The organism is Segatella copri, from assembly GCF_003465495.1.
Classification (GTDB): Bacteria; Bacteroidota; Bacteroidia; order Bacteroidales; family Bacteroidaceae; genus Prevotella; species Prevotella copri_G.
In genome coordinates, this window is the sequence record NZ_QSAV01000002.1 from 125,475 (window position 1) to 149,302 (window position 23,828).

Genomic DNA, 23,828 nt, shown 5'->3' on the forward strand with positions numbered 1-23,828 from the left:
AAAGTAAAATGAGAGAATGGAAAAAGATAGAAAGTTTTGATTTCAAGGAAATCATCTTCGAGGAGTATAATCATATCGCTAAGATTACCATCAACCGTGAGCGCTACCGTAATGCCTTCACGCCGTTGACCACTTGGGAGATGGCACAGGCATTCAACTATTGCCGCGACTGTTTGGATATCCGTGTGGTCATTCTGACGGGTGCCGGCGATAAGGCGTTCTGTGCAGGAGGTGACATGCATGTGAAGGGCCGAGGCGGTTATGTAGGTAATGACGGTGTACCTCGCCTGAATGTGCTCGATGTACAGATGCAGATTCGCCGTCTGCCAAAGCCGGTCATCGCTATGGTGAATGGTTATGCCATCGGTGGCGGACATGTGCTTCATGTGATGTGCGACCTGACCATCGCTTCAGAGAATGCCATCTTTGGACAGACTGGTCCTAAGGTAGGAAGCTTCGATGCCGGTTTCGGTTCTTCTTATCTGGCAAGAATGGTGGGTCAGAAGAAGGCTCGCGAAATCTGGTTCCTCTGCAAGCAGTATTCTGCCAAGGAGGCTGAAGAGATGGGAATGGTGAACAAGGTGGTGCCTCTCGAAAAGTTGGAAGATACCTGTGTAGAGTGGGCTGAAATCATGATGGAGCGTTCGCCTCTGGCACTCCGTATGATCAAGGCTGGCTTGAATGCCGAACTGGATGGTCAGGCTGGTATTCAGGAGTTGGCTGGCGATGCCACGATGCTCTATTATACGATGGATGAGGCTCAGGAAGGTGGCAAGGCGTTCCTTGAGAAGCGCAAGCCTCGCTTCGAGGATTATCCTCAGTTCCCATAATTTCATCAGCAATAAACAATAAAAAACCTCGGAAGAAAAGCAATCTGCCAATCTTCCGAGGTTTCTTGTTTTTTTATTCGTGAGTAGCGAATCTCTGCTCTGCCAGTTTCTCGTATTTGGTGCCTGGCTTGCCATAGTTGGCATACGGCCAGATGCTGATGCCGCCACGAGGAGTAAAGATGCCTGTTACCTCTATATATTTAGGGTCCATCAGTTTGATGAGATCCTTCATGATGATGTTTACGCAGTCTTCATGGAAATCGCCATGGTTGCGGAAACTGAAGAGATAAAGTTTCAGACTCTTGCTCTCTACCATCTTTACGTCAGGAATATAGCTGATGCGAATCTCTGCGAAATCTGGCTGTCCCGTAATAGGGCAGAGCGATGTAAACTCAGGGCAGTTGAACCGTACCCAGTAATCATTGCCAGGATGCTTGTTCACGAAAGTTTCGAGAACCTCTGGCGCATAATCCATTCTATATGTAGTCTTGGCACCTAATGCCTGAAGACCGTCTTCTTTTCTATCCACGCTTGGTAATGTTTTAATGTTTGATATTTACTGATGTCTTTTAGCCGAGGCTGAAGATCTTGAATACATTGTAGGAGATGTTATTGTCGTATGCATCTTCACCTTCATGCTTCTTTACATATTTCACTACACGGATGGTCAGAGGCAATACCACAATCTCGTAGGCTGTCTTCAGTATCACCTGCCAGAGCATGAGCCAAGGCAATTCTGATGCAGGCACCACACCGCCCAGGGCAAGTGGGAAGAAGATAAGACTGTCGCAACTCTCACCTGCAATGGTACTGAGGATGGCACGGGCAGAGAAATGCTTGCCGCCATCGCGGATTTTCATCACGCTCATTACATAAGCATTGGCAAACGAACCGATGATGAAGGCTACGAAAGAGGCTGCTGCAATGCGGGGTGCCAGACCGAAGATGGCATGAAAACCGGCATCGTTGGTCCAATAAGGCGCTGCTGGAATTACATCGCAGATAGCACCCAGTGCCACGAAGAAGAAGTTCATCGCAAAGCCGGTCCAGATCAACAGACGCGCTTTCTGATAGCCCCATACTTCACATATCACATCGTTGATAATGTAGCTTACAGGGAATACGATGAGTCCACCGGTAAGGGAAATTGGCCCGAAGGCGATTTGCTTTGTTTCGAGTACGTTTGCTGCAATCAGGCAAACGCAGAAGAGGATGCTGAAAAGCATAAACAGCACGCTCACTTGAGTTTTTTTCTTGTCCATTTTCTTGTTTTTTACGAGGTTTACCAAGCACTCGGGTTATTGAATATGATGATTCTTTTCAGAAATCGGCTGCAAAATTACAACATTTCTTCTTAATAGCCAAATATTTGGGCAAAAAAATGGCTCCAAATACTAATCACTAGCACTTGGAGCCCTTATCTAACTAAAAACCTAAAACTTTTTTCTAAAAACTAAACCTAACAATCTTAACCTATGAGAAACTAACCTTTTCAGATTATATTGTGATAGCGAAATAACACTCTTGTTATCCGCTGTCATCTGTCAACAAGCAACAGATATACCAAAAAGTAGTTTCATGACAAGATGTCAGAGAAAATTTACTTTTCCATAAACTTCTTTGCAGCTCTTAACTGATGCCTCATCACACTCAGGAATTCCTGACTCTCCTGCAGTACGTTGAGATAAACCAGAGAAATCTGCATCAGCGTATTGTCAGTCATGTGCTGGATGCGGTCGATATGCTTCTTGCGGAGAACTGAAAGCTCGTCTTTGCAGGCATCTGCCTCGGCAAGTATCTCGCGATAGCTGTCATATCTGCCAGTTTCAATCAGTTCGCAGCTCATGCGCATCAGGTCGTTGATCTTCTGGCGTACAGGAGCAAACTCCTTGATGTATTCAGCAGGAAGCGGATTGAAGTTGTTGTCAACATGTTCCTTGATTGGGTCGAGCATACGGCGCAGAGAGTAGATAAACTGCTGGTTGCTGTTGGCACCCAGATGGAACCAGGTGTTGCGCTCGATGGCAATCTCGATAGGCGATTTCTTCAAACCGAGCATCTCCTGACGGCGGAACTTCTTCAGCATATCCTGTTCCTTCTTCAGATCCTTGTTGGCATGACGAAGGTTGCGGGTATTCTCGTTAGCAAGACCATCCATAATCTGGTTGAACTCGTTCAGGGCGAAGTGGCAGACGTAAGACTGGGTGCGTGAAACCTGACGGCGAAGCAAATCCCATACAATCTCTGGGTCGCGGGAACGCATCATCAGCTGGAAGGTACTACTCTTGCCCTCTTCCTTAGCCTTCTTGTTATACTTGATGTTGCTGCGGATGAGCAGGTAGATAACCAAGCCCATGAAGCAAGCCTGGATGCCCACACCACCGAAGTGCATGATGATACAAACAATGGCGCAGGCTGCGAAAGCTACACCGGCTGTGATGAACCAACCACCGATTACACTCAATACACCTGTTACACGGAATACGGCACTTTCACGGCTCCATGCTCTATCAGCAAGTGAAGAACCCATAGCTACCATGAAGGTAACGTAGGTGGTAGAGAGAGGCAACTTCAGGTTGGTACCGATGGTGATCAGCATAGAAGCAAGTACCAGGTTTACGGCTGCACGAACCACGTCGAAAGCAGCACTCTCCTCGAGTTCAACATCATTCTTGTCGAAACGGCTGTTGATCCAGTTCATCAGCGCCTTTGGCATAAACTGCTTCAACCATGAATCTGTAGCCTGGCAGTTGCGTACAATCACGCGGGCTGCAGAAGAACTGCCGAACATCTCATCGCCCTCGTCCTGACGGCTCAAGTCAACAGAAGTCTTGATTACATTCTGTGCTTTCTTGGATGTCGCCATGGCGATAATCATCACGGCACCGGCAGCAAGCAGGAAGCCTGGAGTAGTCTTGGCACTCTCCATCAATGAAGTCATCATAAACTGGTCTGGCGCTGCACCGTTGGCATTTGCCATATAGTCCTGATAAGAAGAGAGACCAGCCAGAGGCACACCGATGAAGTTTACCAGGTCATTACCAGCGAAAGCCATAGCCAGGGCGAAAGTACCCATCAGTACCGTAAACTTAAAGATGTTGACACGGCAGAGGTGCAGGAATTCCATTACAACAGCAGATACCACGAAGGTGATGCAGATGAGGAAACCGAGATTCTGGTCGATGTAATCGCGCACCTCAGCAGGCAGGTAAGGACTCTTGCCCAACCCCTTCATGAAGATGAAGTAAGAGAGGGCTGTAAAGGCGATACCGCCGAAGATAGCGATGCTGTAGCGGCTGTGCTTGCGGTAGTTGAAGGTGAAAATGATACGGGAAAGCCACATCACAAAGGCACCAAACACGAAGGCGATGATGACAGATGAGAAGATACCCATAATTACCTCCAACGCCTTGTTGCTATTGAGCAATACGCCATAGTTGAGGCTGTCATCGCCATACATCTTCAATGTAGCGAGGATGAAAGCACCACCCAGCAACTCGAATACCAGAGAGACGGTAGTAGAGGTCGGCATACCTAAGGTGTTGAACACATCCAGGATGATGACATCAGTCACCATGACCGCCAGGAAGAGCGTCATTATCTCTTCGAATGTAAAGTGGTCAGGACTCATGATACCATGGCGGGCGATATCCATCATTCCCGATGACATGATGGCTCCGAGAACCACACCGCAGGATGCGATAATCAGCACCGTGCGAAACTTAGCCACCTTAGCTCCGATGGCAGATTGCAGGAAGTTGACAGCATCGTTGCTGACTCCTACGAAGAGATCGAACACTGCTAAACAGAGCAGGAAGATCACAATACATAAATAAATTGTACCCATTATTATCTTAATGTTTATTGTTATTATTTACTTTGTGGGGGATATTTCTTTCCCTTATTTGCGGGAGTTATCCATTTTCTCCTTCTTTTCGGCTGCAAAAGTACGTAGGAAATGTTACAGGCTATTTAAACAGATGTTACATTCTTGTTAAAAACGATTTTTCTTCTGTTTTTCTGAAAGAAAGTAGTTATCTTTGCAGTCAGAACTCCTATATTTAATAAGGTGTAAAACATAACAAACATGAAAATGGATAGATTTAAAGATATCAGGGCGATAGCCTTCGATGCCGATGATACGCTCTGGGCATTACAGGAATATTTCGAAGAGGTGGAGCATGAATATTGCGAACTTCTTTCTGAGTACGGAAAAGAGAAAGAAATTTCTGCCGCTCTTCTGGAGACGGAAAGTGGTAATATGGCTGACTTGGGGTATGGCTGCAAGGCTTTCACCATTTCGCTGGTAGAGAATGCCGTGAAGGTGAGTAAGGGCAAGGTTTCTGCCTATGTGATTGCTCAGATTATAGGGCTGGGAAAGAGTCTGCTGCATCTTGATGCCAAACCGCTGGAGGGGGTAGAGGAGACGCTGGCTCTGCTGCATGAAAAGAAGAAAGAGGGCAGGGGATTGAAACTTGCCGTCTTTACGAAGGGAGAGTTGCAGGATCAGGAGAATAAATTATGGCGCTCGGGTTTGCAGCGTTATTTTGATGTGGTAAGTATCGTGAGCGATAAAAAGCCTGAAGCTTACCGCCGCCTCTGCAGGGAACTGGATGTCCAGCCTTCAGAACTCGTCATGGTGGGTAACAGTTTCAAGAGTGATATTGCTCCTGCGCTGAGCATCGGCTGTTCTGCCATCCATATTCCTGCCCAATCTATTTGGGCGCATGAGAAGACTGAAGAGTATGAACACCCGAAACTCCGCCGCATCTCATATTTCAAGGAAATTCTTGATTGGATATAAAGGGAGAGAATATAGATCTTTCCTCTTTTTCTGCTGGTCCCATCTACGGTTTTTTTTTCTGTATTGTGTATGTAAGTACTTGAAAGTCAATAAGTTTATTCGCTTACCCCTAAAATAAGGGGGCAAGCCTTACTTTAGGATAACTCTTAGTAAAAAGCGACTAAGAGTTATCCTATTTCTTTATCAATGTATGCAAGGATTTCTTCTTGCTGGTCTGGATGGAACCATTGGATAGTGGTATCCCGCTTAAACCAGGTAAGCTGCTTGCGCATGTATTCACGGCTGTGCGATTGGATTTGTCTGATAGCTTCATCGCGGTCTATCTCGCCGTCAAAATAGGAGAACATTTCTTTGTAGCCTACGGTTCTCAACGAGGTGAGTCCCTTCTGCGGATATACGCTGCGTGCTTCTGCCTCCAGACCTTCGTCCATCATCGTCAATACACGCTGGTTGATGCGATCGTACAGTTCGGCACGGTCACGGTTCAGACCTATCTTGATGATGCGGAAAGGGCGCTGCTTCTTTTCGGCTGTGCGGAAAGAAGTATAAGTCTTGCCGGTCTGATGGCAGATTTCCAGGGCATGAACCACGCGGCGTGGATTCTTCCTGTCTACTATCGCCCAGTGCTCCGGATCCATCTTGTGGAGTTCTTCTACCAGCGCTTCCAAGCCTTCCTCTTCCAGACGCTGTTTCATCCAAGTGCGTATGTCGTCACGAACTGTAGGGATGTCGTCGATTCCCTTGCATACAGCATCGATATACATCATACTGCCGCCTGTAAGCAGAGCCACATCGTGATTCTTGAAGATGTCTTCCTGCAGGAGATTCATCACATCAGCCTCGTATTGGGCAGCGCTGTAATAATCTTCGATGTGGTGATTTCCTACGAAATAATGCTTTACCCGCTGCTGCTGTTCGGCAGTAGGGGCTGCGGTTCCGATAGGGAGTTCGGCGAAGATCTGGCGGGAGTCGGCATTGATAATAGGTATAGCGAGATGCTCTGCCAGTGAAAGGCAAAGCTCCGTTTTACCTACACCGGTAGGACCTAAGACCACAATCAATGTTTTCATATATCATTCTTTATATTCAAGAAAAAAGCATCCTTGCTCGTTTCATAAACCTATGCAAGGATGCTCTTTTTACCTTTTTACTTTTTTACCCTTTTACTTTTATCGGATAATGCCTCGCTGAGAACTCTCTACGAAGTCGATAATATACTGAATCTCCTTGGTAACCTCAAGATTCTTCTTGATTTCCTCGATACCTTCCTTCAATATACCCTTGCTGTAGAGCAGACGGTAAGCCTCGTGGATGTTCTGGATGGTCTCATTGCTGAAACCGCGACGGCGCAGACCGATGAGGTTGATGCTGCAATAGCGGGTTGGTTCCTTGCCGGCAATGATATAAGGAGGAATATCCTGAGAGAAACGGCAACCGCCCTGGATCATTACGTAGCCTGCGATATGGCAGAACTGGTGAACGAGAACGTTGGCACTAACGATGGCGTTGTCGTCTACTACCACCTCACCGGCAAACTTGGTAGAGTTGCCGATAATTAAGCCGCTGCCGAGCACGCAGTCGTGAGCCACGTGAACGGTCTCCATCAGGAGGTTGTTGCTGCCTACTACGGTCTTGCCCTTAGAGGCTGTACCACGAGAGATAGTAACGTTCTCACGGATGCTGTTGTTATCGCCCACCTCGCAGGTTGTCTGCTCGCCCTTGAACTTCAAGTCCTGAGGCTTGGTAGAGATGCTGGCGCCTGGGAAAAATTCATTATTGTTGCCGATGCGAGCGCCCACGTGGATGGTAACGCTGTTCTGCAATACGTTGTTATCGCCCAAAACGGTGTCCTTGTCGATATAGCAGAAAGGACCGATAATGTTGTTGTCACCGAGTTTTGCCTCTGGATGAACAAACGCTAATGGACTAATCTGATTCATATTTCTATTTTATTATTACTTGTTCTTAACAATCTGTGCAGTGAAAGTAGCCTCTGCCACCACCTGGTCGCCTACGAACATATAGCCCTTCATAGAGCTGATACCATGACGTACAGGTGCGAGGAGTTCTACACGGAAGAGGAGGGTATCGCCCGGAACCACTTTCTTGCGGAACTTTACATCATCGAGCTTCATGAAGTAAGTACTCCAGCGCTCAGGCTCCTCCAACTGGTTGAGGATGAGCAGACCGCCACATTGTGCCATCGCCTCTACCTGGAGAACGCCTGGCATCACTGGCTCTTCAGGGAAGTGACCGGTGAAGAAAGGCTCGTTGCTGGTTACATTCTTTACGCCCACGATGCTGTTAGGACCCATAGCAATGACCTTATCGACCAGCTGCATAGGGTAGCGGTGAGGCAGGAGCTGACGGATGCGGATATTATCCATGATTGGCTCCTCGTTAGGATCGTAGATAGGAGCCTGAATCTCGTGCTTGCGAATCTCCTTGCGCATGAGGCGGGCGAACTTGTTGTTTACGGTATGGCCTGGACGCGTAGCGATGATGCGACCCTTGATAGGCTTGCCGATGAGTGCCATATCGCCGATGATATCGAGCAGTTTATGACGTGTACATTCGTTCTCCCACTGCAATGGGCGGTGCTGGATGTAACCCAACTTGTTGGCATCCATGTGAGGCACCTTGAGATGGTCGGCGAGCTGGTCGAGCTGAGCCTGTTCTACCTGGCGCTCGTAGATAACGATGGCATTGTCCAGGTCACCACCCTTAATGAGATTAGCCTGAAGCAGAGGCATGATGTCGCGTACGAAAACAAAGGTACGGGCTGATGCAATCTCCTCTGCGTATGTCTCCATCTTTTCGAGGGTAGCAAACTGGCTGTTGATGAATTTGCTCTCGAAAGAACACATGGCTGTGATGCTGAAGTCCTCGTCAGGAAGGATGGTGATGACAGACCCATTATCATCTTTCACCTCAATCTTATGACGGATGATGTAGTAGTCTTTCTCAGCATTCTGCTCCTGGATGCCTATGCTCTGGATCTTCTCTACATACGGAGCAGCAGAACCGTCGAGAATAGGGAACTCAGGACCGTTTACCTGGATGAGACAGTTGTCGATGCCGAGGGCATAGAGTGCTGACATACCATGCTCGATGGTAGAAACACGGATATCGCCCTTACCGAGTACGGTACCGCGCTGTGTTTCAACAACGTTCTCAGCTACAGCCTGGATAACAGGCTCGCCTTCGAGGTCGATGCGCTGTATTTTATAACCGGTGTTCTCTGGTGCAGGATTGAAAGTTACGGTGAGGCTCAAGCCTGTATGCAAACCCTTTCCGCAAAGAGAGAAACTACCTTTCAGTGTCTTCTGTTTTGACATAATTATATGATTTCTATTTGTTTTTCTTTAATTCTTCAATCTGCTTCTTCAGGTCGTTGAGTTCCTTGTACATATCAGGCAGGCGACGGAAGATAGCCTGAGACTTGAAGTAAGCGCGCTGCTCCATAGGAGGAGTTCCGATGAGCTGCTGGCCGCTCTTGAGGCTGCCCGGAACACCGCTCTGGGCACCGAGGAACACCTTATCGCCGATAGTGATGTGGCCGGCAAGACCCACCTGACCGCCAAACATACACCATTCGCCTACCTTTGTACTGCCTGCTATACCTACCTGAGAAGACATCACGGTGTTGGCACCGATATCGGTATTGTGGGCAATCTGTACGAGGTTGTCGAGCTTTACGCCCTTGCGAACATAGGTAGAACCCATTGTAGAACGGTCTACACAAGTGTTGGCACCAATCTCTACATCGTCTTCGATGGTAACGATACCAATCTGAGGAATCTTGTCGTATCCTTCAGGACCTGGAGCGAATCCAAATCCGTCGGCACCGATTACACAACCGGCATGAAGCGTAACGTTATTGCCTAACTTACAACCGTGATATACGGTAACGTTCGGATAGATGAGTGCATTCTTACCAATCTTCACACCCTCTCCGATGTAGGCATGAGGATAAATCTGGCTACCTTCGCCTACCTCTGCACCATCGCTGATATATGCGAATGCACCTACATATACGCCTTCAGCCACCTTAGCCTTTGGAGATACGAAAGCCAGCGGATCGATGCCGGTCTTCTTAGGCTTCATGGATTCGTACATCTGCAGGAGCTTAGCCACACACTCGTATGCATTCTTCACACGGATGAGGGTTGTGCTGACAGGGTGTTCCAATTCTACGTTCTCATCAATGAGTACGATGCTTGACTTGGTTTCGTAAACATAATGAGTGTATTTAGGGTTAGAAAGGAACGAGATAGCGCCTTCCTTACCTTCTTCGATTTTTGCGAAGGTGTTGACTGTTGCGTTCTCATCACCTTCCACACGGCCCTGAACGAACTGGGCTATTTGTTGAGCGGTAAATTCCATAATTTATCTGACTTCTAGTTTGTTTTATTTAGGTTCCCAAGGCATCATTACCTTTAGGTAACCGCAATTTGTTTGCAAAAATAGCAAAAAAGATTTAGATTCTCGACTTTATTTTGTAATATTTTGCTTTTTCGCCCCATAAAAGGGTATTTTTTAGGCGCAAAGCCTCTTTTTCAAGATACTTTGCGCCTAAATCGAGTTTTTATAACTTAGCAAGTTCTGCTGCCATTTCAGCCTGCAACTCCTTAGCTTTCTGACCTGCTACCTCAGCAAAGTCATCGCCGTTGCTGGCATAGATGATGCCGCGGGAAGAGTTTACGAGCAAGCCGCAGTCCTTGATGATGCCATACTTGCAAACCTCCTGCAGGCTGCCACCCTGTGCACCTACGCCCGGTACGAGGAGGAAGTGGTTAGGAGCCACCTTGCGGATGTCTTCGAACATCTTGCCCTGTGTAGCGCCTACTACATACATCATGTTCTCATCGTTGCCCCATTCCTGGCTCTTCTTGAGAACCTTCTCGAAGAGGCGCTCGCCCTCCTTATCCTCGGTGAGCTGGAAGTCGTGGCTACCCTTGTTGCTGGTAAGTGCCAGGAGGATAACCCACTTGCCATCATACTCGAGGAATGGCTTGACTGAATCCTCACCCATATAAGGTGCTACGGTTACTGAGTCGATATTGTACTCCTCGAAGAATGTCTGGGCATACATCTTGCTGGTGTTGCCGATATCGCCGCGCTTGGCATCTGCGATGATGAAATGGTTTGGATAGTGACTGTGGAGATACTTGATGGTGTTTTCGAAGGCAATCATGCCATCGATGCCACGGCTCTCATAGAAAGCCAGGTTTGGCTTGTAAGCCACACAGTATGGGGCTGTTGCATCGATGATAGCCTGGTTGAATCTGAATATCATTTCGGCTTCTGCGCCCTGGATGTCTTCACTCTCGGTGATGCACTTAGGCAACTTGTTGATATCTGTGTCAAGACCTACGCACAAGAAACTCTTCTTGGCGAAAATCTGCTCTACGAGTTCTTTTCTGTTCATAATGGATTGATATGATGATTCATCGCCCCGAAGTACGGAACGATGAATCGGGGTTTTACAATTCTGTTTCTTTCAGCTTCTCTGCGTTCTCGGCTACGGTCAGGGCATCAATCATGTCCTGAATATCACCTGCCAGGAAACCGTTGAGATCGTGAGTGGTGTAACCGATACGGTGGTCGGTAACACGGCCCTGTGGGAAGTTGTAGGTACGGATCTTCGCACTGCGGTCGCCGGTAGAAACGAGGCTCTTGCGGCGGCTGGCGATATCGTCAACATACTTCTGGTGCTCACGGTCGTGGATGAATGTATAGAGGCGGCTCAAGGCACGCTCCTTGTTCTTTGGCTGGTCACGGGTTTCGGTACACTCGATGAGGATTTCCTCTACCTCGCCTGTGTTAGGGTTTTTCCAAGGGTAGCGGAGACGTACACCAGACTCCACCTTGTTCACGTTCTGACCACCGGCACCTGAACTTCGGAAGGTATCCCACTTGATGTCACCTTCGTTGATGTTCACCTCAAACTTGTCTGCCTCTGGCAATACGGCCACGGTAGCAGCTGAGGTGTGCATACGACCCTGTGTTTCAGTAGCAGGCACACGCTGAACACGGTGAACACCTGATTCGTACTTCAATGTACCGTAAACGTCAGTACCGCTTACAGCGAAGTCGATTTCCTTGTATCCACCTACTGCGCCTTCAGAAACAGAAGTCACGCTGACGGTCCATCCCTTCGATTCGCAGTATTTCTTATACATATTAAATAGGTCGCCTGCAAAGAGGGCAGCCTCGTCGCCTCCGGCACCGCCTCGGATTTCCATCTGTACGTTCTTGGCGTCTTCCGGGTCCTTAGGTACCAGCGCAATCTTGATTTCTTCTTCGAGTTTAGGCTGCAGCGCCTCGTTCTCGTTGAGTTCTTCGCGAGCCATCTCCTTCATTTCCGGATCGCTCTCGTTGGCAAGGATGTCCTTTGCCTCTTTGATGCTGTTCAGGCAGTTGATGTATCGCTTGCGTGCGTCCATGATATCACCCAGGTCTTTCCATTCCTTGGTGAGTTTCACGTAGCGTGTCTGGTCGGCGATGACATCAGGGTCGGTAATGAGGGTGCTTACTTCCTCGTATCGGCTCTCTAAGCCTTCTAGCTTCTGTAATATGTTGTTATTATCCATTTTATTTTAGTTTATAGTTTATAGTTTATAGTTTATAGCATGAACCACCTATGGCAAGTTTGCTAAACGGCGAAGCCGCTATAAACTATTAACTATTAACTATCAATTAGTATTCGAATGTTCCGAATTCGCTCTTGATGGTCAGGCTGCGCTTGCCTTCTTCGATGTGACCCACAATCTGGGCATCGATGTTGAAGCTCTTGCTGATGGCGATAACCTTCTCGGCAACCTCAGGACGTACGTAGATCTCCATGCGGTGACCCATGTTGAATACCTGATACATTTCCTTCCAGTCGGTCTCTGAGCAGTCGTGGATCGCCTTGAAGAGTGGAGGTACTGGGAACATGTTGTCCTTCACTACCTTACAGTTCTCGCCTACGAAGTGCAGAACCTTGGTCTGGGCACCACCGGTGCAGTGAACCATACCGTGAACCTCTGGGCGGAGCTCATCGAGAATCTTCTTGATGACAGGAGCGTAGGTACGGGTAGGAGAGAGTACCAGTTCTCCGGCATTGATAGGTGAACCCTCTACCTCATCAGTCAACTTATACTTACCGCTGTAAACCAACTCGTCTGGCACGGCGTGGTCGTAGCTCTCAGGATAGTTCTCTGCGAGATACTTGGCGAATACATCGTGGCGGGCAGAAGTCAAACCGTTGCTGCCCATACCGCCGTTGTACTTCTTCTCGTAAGTAGCCTGACCTGTAGAAGAAAGACCTACGATGACATCGCCTGGACGGATGTTGGCGTTGTTGATGACGTCGCTGCGCTTCATGCGGCAGGTAACGGTAGAGTCAACGATGATAGTACGAACCAGGTCGCCTACGTCAGCAGTCTCACCGCCGGTAGGATAGATGCCGATACCCATCTCACGCATCTCGTGGAGCAGGTCGTCAGTACCGTTGATGATAGCTGAGATTACCTCGCCTGGGATGAGCATCTTGTTGCGGCCGATGGTAGAGCTAACGAGGATGTTATCTACGGCGCCCACGCAGAGCAGGTCGTCTGTATTCATCACGATAGCATCCTGAGCGATACCCTTCCATACAGAGAGGTCGCCAGTCTCCTTCCAGTACATGTAGGCCAAGCTCGACTTGGTACCTGCACCGTCGGCATGCATAATGTTACAATACTCTGGGTCGCCGCCCAAGATATCAGGTATAATCTTGCAGAAAGCCTGTGGGAAGATACCCTTGTCGATGTTCTTGATAGCGTTGTGAACATCTTCCTTTGCTGCGCTAACACCGCGCATCATATATCTATTGTTACTCATATTCTTACTTTGAACTTTGATCTTTGAACTTTATGATATGCTTATTTTTCCTGGTGCCAGAAATCCCATGATGCAAAGGCTTGCAACAAGAGCATCTCCAAGCCATTCTTTACTGTGGCTCCATGTTCTTTGCCCTTCTTCATGAAGAGGGTTTCGTCGGGATTGTAGATGAGGTCGTAGAGCAGGGTGTGGCTGTCCATTGCCTCGTAAGGCAGCGCAGGACACTCGTCTACGTGTGGGTACATGCCCACTGGGGTACAGTTTACGATGACGTTATACTCCTTGATAACCTCAGGGGTGATTTTTTCGTACTGGATAGTACCCGGACGCTCGTATCGACTCACGAAGGCTGTTTCCAGTCCGAGCGATTTCAGACCGAAGTTGATAGCCTTTGAAGCTCCGCCTGTACCCAGGATGAGAGCCTTCTTGTGATAAGGCTCGATATAAGGTTCGATGCTCTTGGTAAAACCGATTACATCGCTGTTATATCCTTTCAGATAAACATCTTCGCCTCTGTGCTCTACCTTGATCACGTTGACGGCTCCGATAGCATTCGCCTCAGGGCTTACCACGTCGAGATAGCTGATCACTTTCTCCTTGTAAGGAATGGTGACGTTGAGACCCTTAAGCTCAGGATTTGAGTCGAGAATCTCGGTAAGATTTTCGATAGAAGGTATCTCGAAGTTGATGTATTGGGCATCGATGCCCTCGTTCTCAAACTTTTCGTTGAAATAGTTCTTTGAGAACGAATGCCTCAGAGGGTAACCTATGAGTCCATACTTGTCCATAATATTTTTGTTTTATTTTGTTGCGAAATAGAGTGTGCAGATGCCGAAGGTGAGTCGCTTGAACTCTGCCTTTGCGAATCCTGCCTTTTTGAACACCTCCATCATTACCTCGCCCTGAGGGAATGCCTCGATGGTCTTGTTGAGATAACTGTAGGCGCTCTGGTCTTTGCTGATGAGTTTACCATACATCGGCAAGACGGTGTTGCTGTAGATGCTGAACAGCTGCTTCATCGGGAAACTGACCGGCGTGGTGAGTTCTACGATGCAGAGATGTCCGCCTTTTTTCAGTACCCGGCACATTTCCTTCAGTCCCTGATCCAGGTTCTGGAAGTTCCTGATACCGAAGGCTGCGGTTACAGCGTCGAAGCTCTCGTCCTGGAACGAGAGGTTAAGGCAGTCTTCCTTGGCAAAGGAGATGGTGTTTTCCAGTCCCAGCTGCTTTACCTTCTGTCTGCCTATCTCCATCATGCCTTCCGAGATGTCTGCTCCGATTAGCTGGTCGGGATGTAGCATCTGTGCGGCAAGGATGGCGAAATCGCCGGTACCGGTAGCGATGTCGAGCATCTTTTTAGGAGAGAAGGGCGCAAGACGCCTGATTGCCTTCTTGCGCCATCCCTTATCGATATCCCACGAGAGACGGTGGTTCAGGGTATCGTAGGTAGGGGCGATGTTGTCGAACATCTCCTCTACCAGCTTGCCCTTGTCTCCTGTGCCCTCGTAGGGCTTTATCTGTTCTTGCTTATACATTATATATAGTATATAATTTATAGTTTATAGTTTATAGCATGAACCGCTTTGTTGCTCAACGGCGTAGCCTCTATTAACTGTAAACTATTAACTATTAACTAAAAACTACTTGTGTGCAGCAAGCCACTCGCTTACGTTCTTCTCGATGCGGGCAGCGATGTCGCCTTCCTCAGCAGCCTTGTCAAACTTCTCGCCGGTGATGTGCTCGTAGAGTTCGATGTAGCGGTCTGATACGCTCTCTGCATACTCGTCGGTAATCTCTGGCATAGTCTGGCCTGGCTCGTTCATGAAGTTGTGCTCGATGAGCCACTGGCGAACGAACTCCTTAGAGAGCTGGCGCTGTGGTTCACCCTTCTCAAACTTCTCCTCGTAACCGTCTGCATAGAAGTAGCGGCTAGAGTCTGGAGTGTGGATCTCATCGATGAGATAAACCTTGCCGTCGCGCTTGCCGAACTCGTACTTGGTATCTACGAGAATCAATCCCTGCTTGGCAGCGATTTCCTGACCGCGGGCGAAGATGCGGCGTGTGTAGTCCTCCATCACAGCGTAATCCTCTGCACTAACAATACCCTGGGCGATAATCTCTTCCTTAGAGATATTCATGTCGTGACCCTCGTCAGCCTTTGTAGTAGGGGTGATGATAGGCTCTGGGAAACGCTGGTTCTCGCGCATACCGTCTGGCAACTTCACACCGCAGATCTCGCGGCAGCCCTTCTGATACTCGCGCCATGCACTACCGGTGAGGATAGAACGGATGATCATCTCCACGCGGAAACCTTCGCACTTCAAACCTACGGTAACCATTGGGTCTGGAGTAGCCAACTTCCAGTTTGGACAGATGTCTGTAGTTGTGTCCAGGAACTTAGCTGCAATCTGATTGAGCACCTGTCCTTTGAAAGGGATACCCTTAGGCAGAACAACGTCGAACGCTGAGATTCTGTCGGTAGCGACCATCACGAGGAGGTCGTCGTTAATGTCATACACATCACGTACTTTACCGTGGTAAACACTCTTCTGTCCATCAAAATGGAAATCTGTCTTTGTTAATGCTTTCATTTTACTTTGAACTTTGAATTTTGAACTTTGAACTTTATGATATGCTTTATTTATGATCTGCATTCTTGATGAAATCTATTTTTAAAGAATCATTCAGTTCATTCTTCATTCTGATTATTTTGAATTATCTTTTTCTGCTTTCTGAGCTTCCCGTGCTTCCGCTCTCTCCTTGTCATACTTGTCGTATGCGTTGACGATGCGGGTTACGAGTTTGTGGCGCACGATATCCTTCTGTCCCAGCTTCACCACTCCGATGCCTTCCACGCCGTCCAGAATCTTGAGCGCCTCCTTCAGTCCGCTTCGCTGTTCGCGTGGCAGGTCTATCTGTGTCAGGTCGCCGGTGATAATCATCTTGGTGTTCATGCCCATACGGGTTAGGAACATGCGAATCTGTTGGGAGGTAGTGTTCTGCGCCTCGTCGAGGATGACGACGGCATCGCTGAGTGTGCGTCCGCGCATAAAGGCGAGCGGAGCAATCTGGATAATGTGCTTTTCCATCATATCCTGCAGCTTTACGGCAGGTATCATGTCTTCCAGCGCATCGTAGAGCGGCTGGAGGTATGGGTCAATTTTGTCTTTCATATCGCCAGGCAGGAAACCGAGTTTTTCGCCGGCTTCTACGGCTGGTCGTGAGAGGATGATTTTCTTGATGGCTTTCTCCTTGAGGGCCTTTACGGCAAGGGCGATGCTGAGATAGGTCTTGCCGGTACCGGCTGGTCCCACGGCAAATACCATGTCGTTCTTCTCGTAAGCATCTATCAGCTGCTGCTGGTTTTCGCTGCGGCTCTTGATAGGTCGGCCACTGATGCTGTATACCAGCACGCCTTTCACGCTGTCCGCCTTGGTCTGTTTTCCTTTCACGATGTCCAGGATGTCTTCATCATTGAGCATGTTGTATTTAAGCAAGTGCTTGCGCATCTGCTCAATATCCTCTTCCACCTTTGCCATTTCCTCTTCGTCGCCGAGCACACGAATCACGTTGTCGCGTGCTACGATACGCAACTTAGGATACAGCGATTTAATCATCTGCAGGTGGGCATTGTTCACACCGTAGAACATCACTGGATCGATATCTTCGAGTACAATATGTTTCTCTATCAAAATGTCTTAATTCTATAAAGTTTAAACTATCCTATCTAATATTTTGTTATATAACGCTGCAAAATTACTATTTTTCCATGAAATGAGCAAATTTCGGCGAATAAAACATTCTTTAAATATTAAAAAAGCTATTTTTTCAAGAGATTTTGTTACCTTTGCAGCTAAATTTGGCGATGCGGTTCCCGTTTTGCCTGAAGAATATAGAATATTATTTCGTGAAAATAAGATAATTATGAAGATTAGTAAGAATAGATATTTACAGGGTTTTGGTATTGTGGTTTTGCTTCTGGCGCTGGTAAGAGTCATCTTCCCGGGAGTAGCAAAACCGAAGGTTGCGGCTGCTGGCGTGGCTGATTCTACGCTCGTGGCTGCGAAGGATTCGGCTGCTTCTGATGCTTCTTCTGCTGAGATTTCTGATGCATCGGCTGATGCTGAAGGGAATGTGGCTGAGGACCTGAAGAAGGATGAACTCTCCGCTACGCCTGATACGGCACAGGGCGGCAAACCTTCTATCTTCTTCGACAAGGATGGCAAGGAGGTGAAGCATCGCATCTTCTCGGTGCCTCATTTCGGCAATACTTTCCCCGACCAGCAGGATGTGCAGATTCTGGCGGCTACTAAGCACGGCGTGAAACCGGTACAGAACCGTCTGGAGGCGGAGAACAGCAAGGGCAAGCTGGTGTATGTGGGCAGCAATCCTTTCTTTTATGTCGACAAGCTGAACAACAGTATTCCTTACCTGGTGCCTCGTGCCTCTGTGCTGCTCCAGGATATTGGTCGTGCCTATTTCGATTCGTTGCAGATCAAGGGTATTCCGCTGCATAAGATTATCGTGACGAGCATTCTGCGCACCAAGGATGATGTGGCGAAACTGCGTACCCGAAACGGCAATGCTACCGAGAATTCGTGCCATCTCTATGGTACTACCTTCGATATCTGCTACAACCGCTACAAGCAGATTCAGACCCGTGAACAGCCTCGCCGACAGGTGCAGAATGATACCCTGAAATGGGTGTTCTCCGAGGTGCTCCGCGATTTCCGCAACAAGAACCGCTGCTATATTAAATATGAGGTGAAGCAGGGCTGCTTCCATATCACCGTGAAGTAGTGGTGTTTCATTTAATTTTTGATTCTCTTCAAATCTGCTTCTTCTCCCACTATCCAGATGATGTCTCCCTTCTTGAAGACTCGGGTAGGGGATACGTGCGTCAGATTTTCCCGGCCCTCTTCCAGTCCTACCACCATACAGTTGTATTTATCCCTTATTCCGCTTTCTATCAGCGTCTTTCCCAGGAATTCGCTGCCGCCGCTGATGATGAGCTGGCTGAGCTTCATCTCGCGCTTTTCTATTTCAGCCTCCTCAGGCAGCAGGTCGCTCTGCAGGGCGGTGTTGAATTTCTGCAGCTGGTCGTCGTTGCCGATTACCTGCAGTTTGTCGCCCGGGAAGATGATCATGTCGCCGTTCGGGATGTTCAACCGGTGAGAGCCGCGGTGAATGCTGCTCATGTCAACACCGAAACGCTGGCGCAGATGCAGCTCTCTCAGCGATTTGCCAGTCCAACTGCTATCTTCTGGTACTTCAAATTCGCTGATGTGGATATCTCGGTCTAGCAGTCTGCCCTCGTAGAGCGGCCGCTTTTCGCCGTTCACCTGAGCCGCAATATCGCGCGAACGCAGGTTGTGAACGAAGACGCGCTCCATCACGATGCTACGCTTCTTGATGCGGCGGGATGCCAGCATCAGCATCACCACGGCGGCACCGATGCAGACAATCAGCGCATTGGTAAAGCGCGAGAGGAAATTGATGATATAGAAGATGAAAGCCAGTGCTATCATGAAGCGCACGAACACCGTAAAGAGCAGCGGCACGCGGTTGATGCTGCTCTCCACCCAGAGGCGTTTCCACTCGGCACTGTGGTTCTTCTTCATCACGATGGCGCGCAGGAACGGTGAGATGAATAGGACGGTGAGCAGACCGGTGATGGCGTTGGCATACCAGTGGAGATGCCAGCCGGGCAGCAGATTGCGCATCAGTGGCAGCACGAAGGTGAACATCAGGGCGATGACGGCTGCCGAGAGGATGGAGTAGGCGGTGGTGTTGACCAGCATCTGGCGGATCAGCGATTTCCACTTGCTCTGCTGCTGCGTCTGGGGATGGCTCATCGCGAAATGGTTCAGAATATGGATGAGTTTGTCGGGCAGATGTTTCTCCATCACCTGGTAGGTAGGTGTGGCAAGACGAATCATATAAGGTGTAAGGAAGGTGGTGATGACGCTCACCGCTACCACTACCGGATAGAGGAACTTGCTGATGACGCCGAGCGACAGACCCAGCGAGGCGATGATGAAAGAAAACTCACCAATCTGAGCCATCGAGAAACCGCAGCGCATCGCCGACTTCAGCGACTCGCCTCCGAGCATGAATCCGAAGGTGCCGAATATCGCCTGACCTACCAGTATCGTGCCCACCAGGGCGAGGATAGGAACGGCATATTCTATCAGAATCTTCGGGTCTACCAGCATACCTACCGATACGAAGAAGATGGCTCCGAAGAGGTTCTTTACCGGTTCTACAAGCTTGATAATCTTCTCTGCCTCAATGGTTTCTGCCAGTATGCTGCCCATAACGAAGGCTCCGAAGGCGCTGCTGAACCCCACCTTGGTGCTCAGTACCGCCATGCCGCAGCACAGACCCAGCGAAACGATGAGTAGGGTTTCGGCATTGATAAGTTTCCTCACCGAACGCAGGAACCACGGAATGGCGAAGATGCCCACGATAAACCACACGCCCAGGAAGAAGCCTATCTTCACGATAGAGGCAAGCATCTGCCCGCCGTCGGGACTGCTTCCGCTCGCTATCGCCGACAGCATCACCATCATCACGATAGCCAGGATATCTTCCAGTATCAGCACGCTCATCACCATCGAGGCAAACTTCTGGGTGCGCAGCCGCATATCATCGAATGCCTTATATATAATAGTGGTGGAGCTCATGGCGAGCATACCGCCCAGGAAGATGCAGTCCATCCTTCCCCAGCCGAAACTGTGGCCTACGCTGATGCCCAGCATCATCATGCAGAACACGATGACCACGGTGGCGATGATGGGAGAGGCACCCATCTTCACGATTTTCTTGAACGAGAAGTCGAGACCGAGCGAGAAGAGGGTGAAGATGACACCGATGTCGGCCCAGGTCTGGATATCCGTCTCGTCGACTACCGACATGGTGTAGGACATGTGTGGCGAAACCAGGAATCCCGCCATGATGTATCCCAGCACCAGCGGCTGCTTGAGCCTTTTGAAGATGAGGGTTACGATGCCTGCTACCATCAGAATGAGGGCGAGGTCTTTTACTAAAAATGGAATTTCAGCCATATTTTTCTGTTTATGAAAAAGGGGAATTTAGATGTGTCTAAATTCCCCATATCTGTATTAGTCATTAAATTCTTCTGTGATTTCCGCTATCTTCACGATGGTCTTCACTACCTTCTCCATTACCTGGATGCTCACAAACTCGTGAGGACCGTGGAAGTTGACACCGCCGGCGAAGATGTTAGGACAAGGCAGACCTTTGAAACTCAGCTGAGCTCCGTCGGTACCGCCGCGGATAGGTTCTACGCGAGGTGGAACGCCGCTCTCCTGCATCGCTCTGAGCACGATGTCGATGACGTGCATGTTTGGATCAATCTTCTCCTTCATGTTATAGTACTGGTCGTAGATAACCGCCTTTACGGTTCCGTCGCCATACTTCTCGTTCATCTTGTTTACGCAGTCCTCGATGAAATCCTTGCGGTTTTCAAACTTGTTGCGGTCGTGATCTCGGATGATGTAGCTGAGTTTTGCCTCCTCGCAGCGGCTCTCGATACCGATGAGGTGGTAGAAGCCCTGGTAGCCTTCAGTCTGCTCAGGAGTCTCGTTCTCAGGAATCATGTTCTGGAATTCCACAGCCAGTCGGCTTGCATTCACCATCTTTCCCTTGGCATAGCCTGTATGAACGCTCACGCCCTTGATGATGATTTTAGCTCCGGCAGCATTGAAGTTCTCGTATTCCAGGTCGCCCAGGTCGCCGCCATCTACGGTGTAAGCCCAGTCGCAGCCAAACTTCTCTACATCGAAATGATGCGCACCCATACCGATTTCCTCGTCAGGATTGAAACCTACGCGGATATCTCCGTGCTTGATTTCATTGTGGTCGCGCAGATAGCACATAGCCTGTACGATTTCAGCGATGCCCGCCTTGTCGTCAGCACCCAGCAGGGTAGTACCGTCTGTCACGATGATATCCTCTCCCTTGTGAGCTTTCAGTTCTGGGAAAGTCTCAACGCTTGAGATGATGCCCGGGCTCAGCTCGATGTCGTTGCCGTCATAGTTCTTGATGACGCGCGCCTTAACATCCTTTCCGCTGGCATCAGGCGATGTATCCATGTGTGAAATAAATCCGATGGTAGGAGTCTTTTTCTTGGTATTGCTCTTCAGGGTGGCATAGATATAGCCCATGTCATCCATTTCGACATCGCTCAGTCCTTCGTCCTCAAGTTCCTTCTTCAGGTACTTGGCAAATTCGAGCTGTTTTGCCGTACTAGGCACGCTGGTCGATTCTTCGCTCGACTGTGTGTCGAATTTCGTATAGTTTATAAATCGTTCTACTAAATCCATGTTTTCAATTATTAATCATTTCTGTTGTTTCGGGTGATCTCGGTGGGATTCAAACCCACGACCTTCAGAACCGGAATCTGACGCTCTATTCAGCTAAGCTACGAGACCCTCTTTTCTGCCGCCCGTTTCTCCGCCTGAATGACATCGAATCGGGAAGTCGACTGCAAAATTACTGCTTTTATTTGAAATAACCAAATATTTGGGGCAGATTTTTTCATATATATAATGTGTATTTGTGAATTGTTCTACAAAATGCTACTAAAAAACTTAAAAATGCTATCATTTTGCGAAAAAATACGGAAAAATGCTTGCAGATTAATTATTATTTTGTACCTTTGCAGCGCAAATACTAAATATGAAATAAAAATGAGCAATTTGATAAAACCTGAAGGGTACAAGGCGCTGCTGGATATGCGCCAGACCGAAATGGGTATTAAGATGATAAAAGAATTCTTCCAGCAAAACCTGAGCACCGAGCTCCGTCTGTGTCGTGTTACCGCCCCTCTCTTCGTATTGAAGGGTTTGGGTATCAATGATGACCTGAATGGAGTGGAGCGCCCTGTAACTTTCCCTATCAAGGATTTGGGCGAAGCCCAGGCTGAGGTGGTTCATTCTCTTGCCAAGTGGAAGCGACTGACGCTTGCCGAGTATGAGATTGAGCCTGCTTATGGCGTATATACCGATATGAACGCCATCCGTGCTGACGAGGAGCTGGATAATCTTCATTCGCTCTATGTTGACCAGTGGGACTGGGAGGCTGTGATTACCAAGGAAGACCGTACCATTGCCTTCCTCGAGAATATCGTGCGCCGCATCTATGGTGCCATCTTGCGTACCGAGTTCCTGGCTTGCGAGCATTATCCTCAGCTGAAGCCTTTCCTGCCAAAGGAGATTCATTTTATTCATGCGCAGGATTTGCTCGATATGTATCCAGACCTTTCTCCTAAGGAGCGCGAGGATGCTATCTGCAAGAAGTATGGCGCTGTATTTGTAGAGGGCATCGGAGGCAAGTTGAGCGATGGCAAGAAGCATGATGGCCGAGCTCCTGACTATGATGACTGGAGCACCGTGGCTGAGAACGGCAAGATGGGACTGAATGGTGATATTCTCATCTGGTATCCTGTTCTGGGTCGCAGTTTCGAGCTCAGTTCTATGGGTATCCGTGTCGACAAGGAGAGTCTGCTGCGTCAGCTTAAGCTGGAGGGCAAGGAGGATAGAGAGAAGCTTTACTTCCATCAGCAGCTCCTGAACGACAAGTTGCCTCTGAGCATTGGTGGCGGTATCGGTCAGAGCCGTCTGTGCATGGTATTGCTTCATAAGGCTCACATTGGTGAGATTCAGGCTAGCATCTGGCCTGAGGAGATGCGCAAGGAGGCTGAGGAAGCGGGCATGAACCTCATCTAGGCCTTTCTGTCGGTGCGTCATGGTGAGTACTGTGATGTGCTGCATATTCAGTTGATCTTTTTAAGATAATAATAATTTGCTTACGAAGGCTCCCGGTGCTTTTCTGCATCGGGGGCTTTTTTTGTTGTGTGTCGGTATGACTCTAACCTAGCTGGTTCAAATTCCCCAGAACGCCCCGTTTCTGCCGTTTTCGGGGTCTTCATTGATGACCGGCGTCTGCCATCATTTATAACCCGTGTTGGTCTTAATAGAAGACTCGAGCGAGACACAAAAGACTGTTCTTTCGATTGCCGGTGCAAAGATACGAAGATTTCTGGTATCTAACAAATTTAGGCATGTGATAAGGAGCGATTTTCAGCAGCTTACGATTTGAAACTTAGTAAAGAGAAATAACTCTATGTTTCATGGGACGCATCTCTATGTTTTGCGGTGTAGAAAACTATGTTTTGCGCTATAAATCAGTATATTACAAAGTAATAACCGATTACGTGGAACGTATTCAGTATTCAGTATTCAGTTTTTTTCGCTGTTGTTGCCACTCTCTGTATAGATAGTATATTATATATATATAAT

The 23,828-nt window shown here is 48.5% G+C and carries 20 protein-coding genes and 1 tRNA gene; 4 read left to right on the plus strand and 17 right to left on the minus strand.

Annotation, left to right across the window (positions count from 1 at the left end; all coding sequences use genetic code 11):
• Positions 1 to 8: 8 nt before the first annotated feature.
• On the plus strand, positions 9 to 830 hold the full coding sequence (menB, locus tag DWV53_RS01070) for a 1,4-dihydroxy-2-naphthoyl-CoA synthase (protein ID WP_118151056.1): 822 nt from the start codon (positions 9 to 11) through the stop codon (positions 828 to 830).
• Positions 831 to 903: 73 nt separating this feature from the next.
• On the opposite strand, the gene queF is transcribed toward menB, so the two are convergent.
• The 3 genes from queF to DWV53_RS01085 all read right to left on the minus strand — a co-directional run bounded on the left by queF (position 904) and on the right by DWV53_RS01085 (position 4,677).
• Positions 904 to 1,359, minus strand: coding sequence for a preQ(1) synthase (gene queF, locus DWV53_RS01075; RefSeq protein WP_006847219.1), 456 nt, complete (start codon positions 1,357 to 1,359; stop codon positions 904 to 906).
• 40 nt (positions 1,360 to 1,399) lie between these two features.
• On the minus strand, positions 1,400 to 2,092 hold the full coding sequence (locus DWV53_RS01080; RefSeq protein ID WP_118151086.1) for a queuosine precursor transporter: 693 nt from the start codon (positions 2,090 to 2,092) through the stop codon (positions 1,400 to 1,402).
• 338 nt (positions 2,093 to 2,430) lie between these two features.
• Positions 2,431 to 4,677, minus strand: a complete 2,247-nt coding sequence (locus DWV53_RS01085) for an inorganic phosphate transporter (RefSeq protein ID WP_118151058.1) — start codon at positions 4,675 to 4,677, stop codon at positions 2,431 to 2,433.
• A gap of 240 nt (positions 4,678 to 4,917) precedes the next feature.
• Here DWV53_RS01085 and DWV53_RS01090 point away from each other — a divergent pair, with 240 nt between their 5' ends.
• A complete protein-coding gene (locus DWV53_RS01090; RefSeq protein WP_118151060.1) occupies positions 4,918 to 5,634 on the plus strand; it encodes an HAD family hydrolase in 717 nt (238 codons plus the stop codon).
• 167 nt (positions 5,635 to 5,801) lie between these two features.
• Here DWV53_RS01090 and miaA read toward each other — a convergent pair whose 3' ends face one another.
• The 11 genes from miaA to DWV53_RS01145 all read right to left on the minus strand — a co-directional run bounded on the left by miaA (position 5,802) and on the right by DWV53_RS01145 (position 17,195).
• Positions 5,802 to 6,704 (minus strand): tRNA (adenosine(37)-N6)-dimethylallyltransferase MiaA, encoded by a 903-nt coding sequence (gene miaA, locus DWV53_RS01095; RefSeq protein ID WP_118151062.1) that lies wholly within the window; start codon positions 6,702 to 6,704, stop codon positions 5,802 to 5,804.
• 99 nt (positions 6,705 to 6,803) lie between these two features.
• On the minus strand, positions 6,804 to 7,574 hold the full coding sequence (lpxA, locus tag DWV53_RS01100; protein ID WP_022120462.1) for an acyl-ACP--UDP-N-acetylglucosamine O-acyltransferase: 771 nt from the start codon (positions 7,572 to 7,574) through the stop codon (positions 6,804 to 6,806).
• 15 nt (positions 7,575 to 7,589) lie between these two features.
• Positions 7,590 to 8,972: a bifunctional UDP-3-O-[3-hydroxymyristoyl] N-acetylglucosamine deacetylase/3-hydroxyacyl-ACP dehydratase gene (locus tag DWV53_RS01105; RefSeq protein WP_437181740.1), complete on the minus strand. Its 1,383-nt coding sequence runs from the start codon at positions 8,970 to 8,972 to the stop codon at positions 7,590 to 7,592.
• Between the two features lie 13 nt (positions 8,973 to 8,985).
• A complete protein-coding gene (gene lpxD, locus DWV53_RS01110) occupies positions 8,986 to 10,020 on the minus strand; it encodes a UDP-3-O-(3-hydroxymyristoyl)glucosamine N-acyltransferase (RefSeq protein WP_118151066.1) in 1,035 nt (344 codons plus the stop codon).
• A 202-nt stretch (positions 10,021 to 10,222) separates the two neighbouring features.
• Positions 10,223 to 11,065, minus strand: a complete 843-nt coding sequence (pyrF, locus tag DWV53_RS01115) for an orotidine-5'-phosphate decarboxylase (RefSeq protein ID WP_118151068.1) — start codon at positions 11,063 to 11,065, stop codon at positions 10,223 to 10,225.
• A 55-nt stretch (positions 11,066 to 11,120) separates the two neighbouring features.
• Positions 11,121 to 12,230, minus strand: coding sequence for a peptide chain release factor 1 (gene prfA / locus DWV53_RS01120; RefSeq protein ID WP_118151070.1), 1,110 nt, complete (start codon positions 12,228 to 12,230; stop codon positions 11,121 to 11,123).
• 106 nt (positions 12,231 to 12,336) lie between these two features.
• On the minus strand, positions 12,337 to 13,485 hold the full coding sequence (locus tag DWV53_RS01125) for an AIR synthase-related protein (protein WP_006847235.1): 1,149 nt from the start codon (positions 13,483 to 13,485) through the stop codon (positions 12,337 to 12,339).
• A 59-nt stretch (positions 13,486 to 13,544) separates the two neighbouring features.
• The gene (locus tag DWV53_RS01130; RefSeq protein WP_118151072.1) at positions 13,545 to 14,291 is read right to left on the minus strand and encodes a shikimate dehydrogenase family protein; all 747 of its coding nucleotides are present in this window, start codon (positions 14,289 to 14,291) and stop codon (positions 13,545 to 13,547) included.
• Positions 14,292 to 14,303: 12 nt separating this feature from the next.
• Positions 14,304 to 15,038: a bifunctional demethylmenaquinone methyltransferase/2-methoxy-6-polyprenyl-1,4-benzoquinol methylase UbiE gene (ubiE, locus tag DWV53_RS01135; RefSeq protein ID WP_006847237.1), complete on the minus strand. Its 735-nt coding sequence runs from the start codon at positions 15,036 to 15,038 to the stop codon at positions 14,304 to 14,306.
• Between the two features lie 105 nt (positions 15,039 to 15,143).
• Positions 15,144 to 16,094, minus strand: a complete 951-nt coding sequence (locus tag DWV53_RS01140) for a phosphoribosylaminoimidazolesuccinocarboxamide synthase (RefSeq protein ID WP_006847238.1) — start codon at positions 16,092 to 16,094, stop codon at positions 15,144 to 15,146.
• 114 nt (positions 16,095 to 16,208) lie between these two features.
• Positions 16,209 to 17,195, minus strand: coding sequence for a PhoH family protein (locus DWV53_RS01145; protein WP_022120453.1), 987 nt, complete (start codon positions 17,193 to 17,195; stop codon positions 16,209 to 16,211).
• A 232-nt stretch (positions 17,196 to 17,427) separates the two neighbouring features.
• Here DWV53_RS01145 and DWV53_RS01150 point away from each other — a divergent pair, with 232 nt between their 5' ends.
• Positions 17,428 to 18,303 carry a DUF5715 family protein gene (locus DWV53_RS01150; protein WP_117727577.1) on the plus strand — a complete coding sequence of 292 codons (876 nt, stop codon included), beginning with the start codon at positions 17,428 to 17,430 and terminating at the stop codon, positions 18,301 to 18,303.
• An 11-nt stretch (positions 18,304 to 18,314) separates the two neighbouring features.
• On the opposite strand, the gene DWV53_RS01155 is transcribed toward DWV53_RS01150, so the two are convergent.
• From DWV53_RS01155 to DWV53_RS01165, 3 genes are all read right to left on the minus strand, one after another.
• The gene (locus DWV53_RS01155; RefSeq protein ID WP_117727576.1) at positions 18,315 to 20,570 is read right to left on the minus strand and encodes a cation:proton antiporter domain-containing protein; all 2,256 of its coding nucleotides are present in this window, start codon (positions 20,568 to 20,570) and stop codon (positions 18,315 to 18,317) included.
• Positions 20,571 to 20,627: 57 nt separating this feature from the next.
• Positions 20,628 to 21,851, minus strand: a complete 1,224-nt coding sequence (gene pepT, locus DWV53_RS01160; RefSeq protein ID WP_117727575.1) for a peptidase T — start codon at positions 21,849 to 21,851, stop codon at positions 20,628 to 20,630.
• 34 nt (positions 21,852 to 21,885) lie between these two features.
• Positions 21,886 to 21,959: transfer RNA gene (locus DWV53_RS01165), tRNA-Arg, on the minus strand.
• Positions 21,960 to 22,217: 258 nt separating this feature from the next.
• Here DWV53_RS01165 and asnA point away from each other — a divergent pair.
• Positions 22,218 to 23,255, plus strand: a complete 1,038-nt coding sequence (gene asnA, locus DWV53_RS01170) for an aspartate--ammonia ligase (RefSeq protein ID WP_117691585.1) — start codon at positions 22,218 to 22,220, stop codon at positions 23,253 to 23,255.
• Positions 23,256 to 23,828: the final 573 nt, after the last annotated feature.

Excerpts from the sequence above, each read along its gene's own strand:
- asnA (WP_117691585.1), top strand. The coding sequence starts at position 22,218 with ATGAGCAATTTGATAAAACCTGAAGGGTACAAGGCGCTGCTGGATATG.
- prfA (WP_118151070.1), bottom strand. The coding sequence starts at position 12,230 with ATGGATAATAACAACATATTACAGAAGCTAGAAGGCTTAGAGAGCCGA.
- miaA (WP_118151062.1), bottom strand. The coding sequence starts at position 6,704 with ATGAAAACATTGATTGTGGTCTTAGGTCCTACCGGTGTAGGTAAAACG.
- DWV53_RS01140 (WP_006847238.1), bottom strand. The coding sequence starts at position 16,094 with ATGAAAGCATTAACAAAGACAGATTTCCATTTTGATGGACAGAAGAGT.
- DWV53_RS01090 (WP_118151060.1), top strand. The coding sequence starts at position 4,918 with ATGAAAATGGATAGATTTAAAGATATCAGGGCGATAGCCTTCGATGCC.
- ubiE (WP_006847237.1), bottom strand. The coding sequence starts at position 15,038 with ATGTATAAGCAAGAACAGATAAAGCCCTACGAGGGCACAGGAGACAAG.
- pepT (WP_117727575.1), bottom strand. The coding sequence starts at position 21,851 with ATGGATTTAGTAGAACGATTTATAAACTATACGAAATTCGACACACAG.
- lpxA (WP_022120462.1), bottom strand. The coding sequence starts at position 7,574 with ATGAATCAGATTAGTCCATTAGCGTTTGTTCATCCAGAGGCAAAACTC.
- DWV53_RS01150 (WP_117727577.1), top strand. The coding sequence starts at position 17,428 with ATGAAGATTAGTAAGAATAGATATTTACAGGGTTTTGGTATTGTGGTT.
- DWV53_RS01105 (WP_437181740.1), bottom strand. The coding sequence starts at position 8,972 with ATGTCAAAACAGAAGACACTGAAAGGTAGTTTCTCTCTTTGCGGAAAG.
- pyrF (WP_118151068.1), bottom strand. The coding sequence starts at position 11,065 with ATGAACAGAAAAGAACTCGTAGAGCAGATTTTCGCCAAGAAGAGTTTC.
- menB (WP_118151056.1), top strand. The coding sequence starts at position 9 with ATGAGAGAATGGAAAAAGATAGAAAGTTTTGATTTCAAGGAAATCATC.
- DWV53_RS01080 (WP_118151086.1), bottom strand. The coding sequence starts at position 2,092 with ATGGACAAGAAAAAAACTCAAGTGAGCGTGCTGTTTATGCTTTTCAGC.
- lpxD (WP_118151066.1), bottom strand. The coding sequence starts at position 10,020 with ATGGAATTTACCGCTCAACAAATAGCCCAGTTCGTTCAGGGCCGTGTG.
- DWV53_RS01155 (WP_117727576.1), bottom strand. The coding sequence starts at position 20,570 with ATGGCTGAAATTCCATTTTTAGTAAAAGACCTCGCCCTCATTCTGATG.
- DWV53_RS01130 (WP_118151072.1), bottom strand. The coding sequence starts at position 14,291 with ATGGACAAGTATGGACTCATAGGTTACCCTCTGAGGCATTCGTTCTCA.
- DWV53_RS01125 (WP_006847235.1), bottom strand. The coding sequence starts at position 13,485 with ATGATGCGCGGTGTTAGCGCAGCAAAGGAAGATGTTCACAACGCTATC.
- DWV53_RS01085 (WP_118151058.1), bottom strand. The coding sequence starts at position 4,677 with ATGGGTACAATTTATTTATGTATTGTGATCTTCCTGCTCTGTTTAGCA.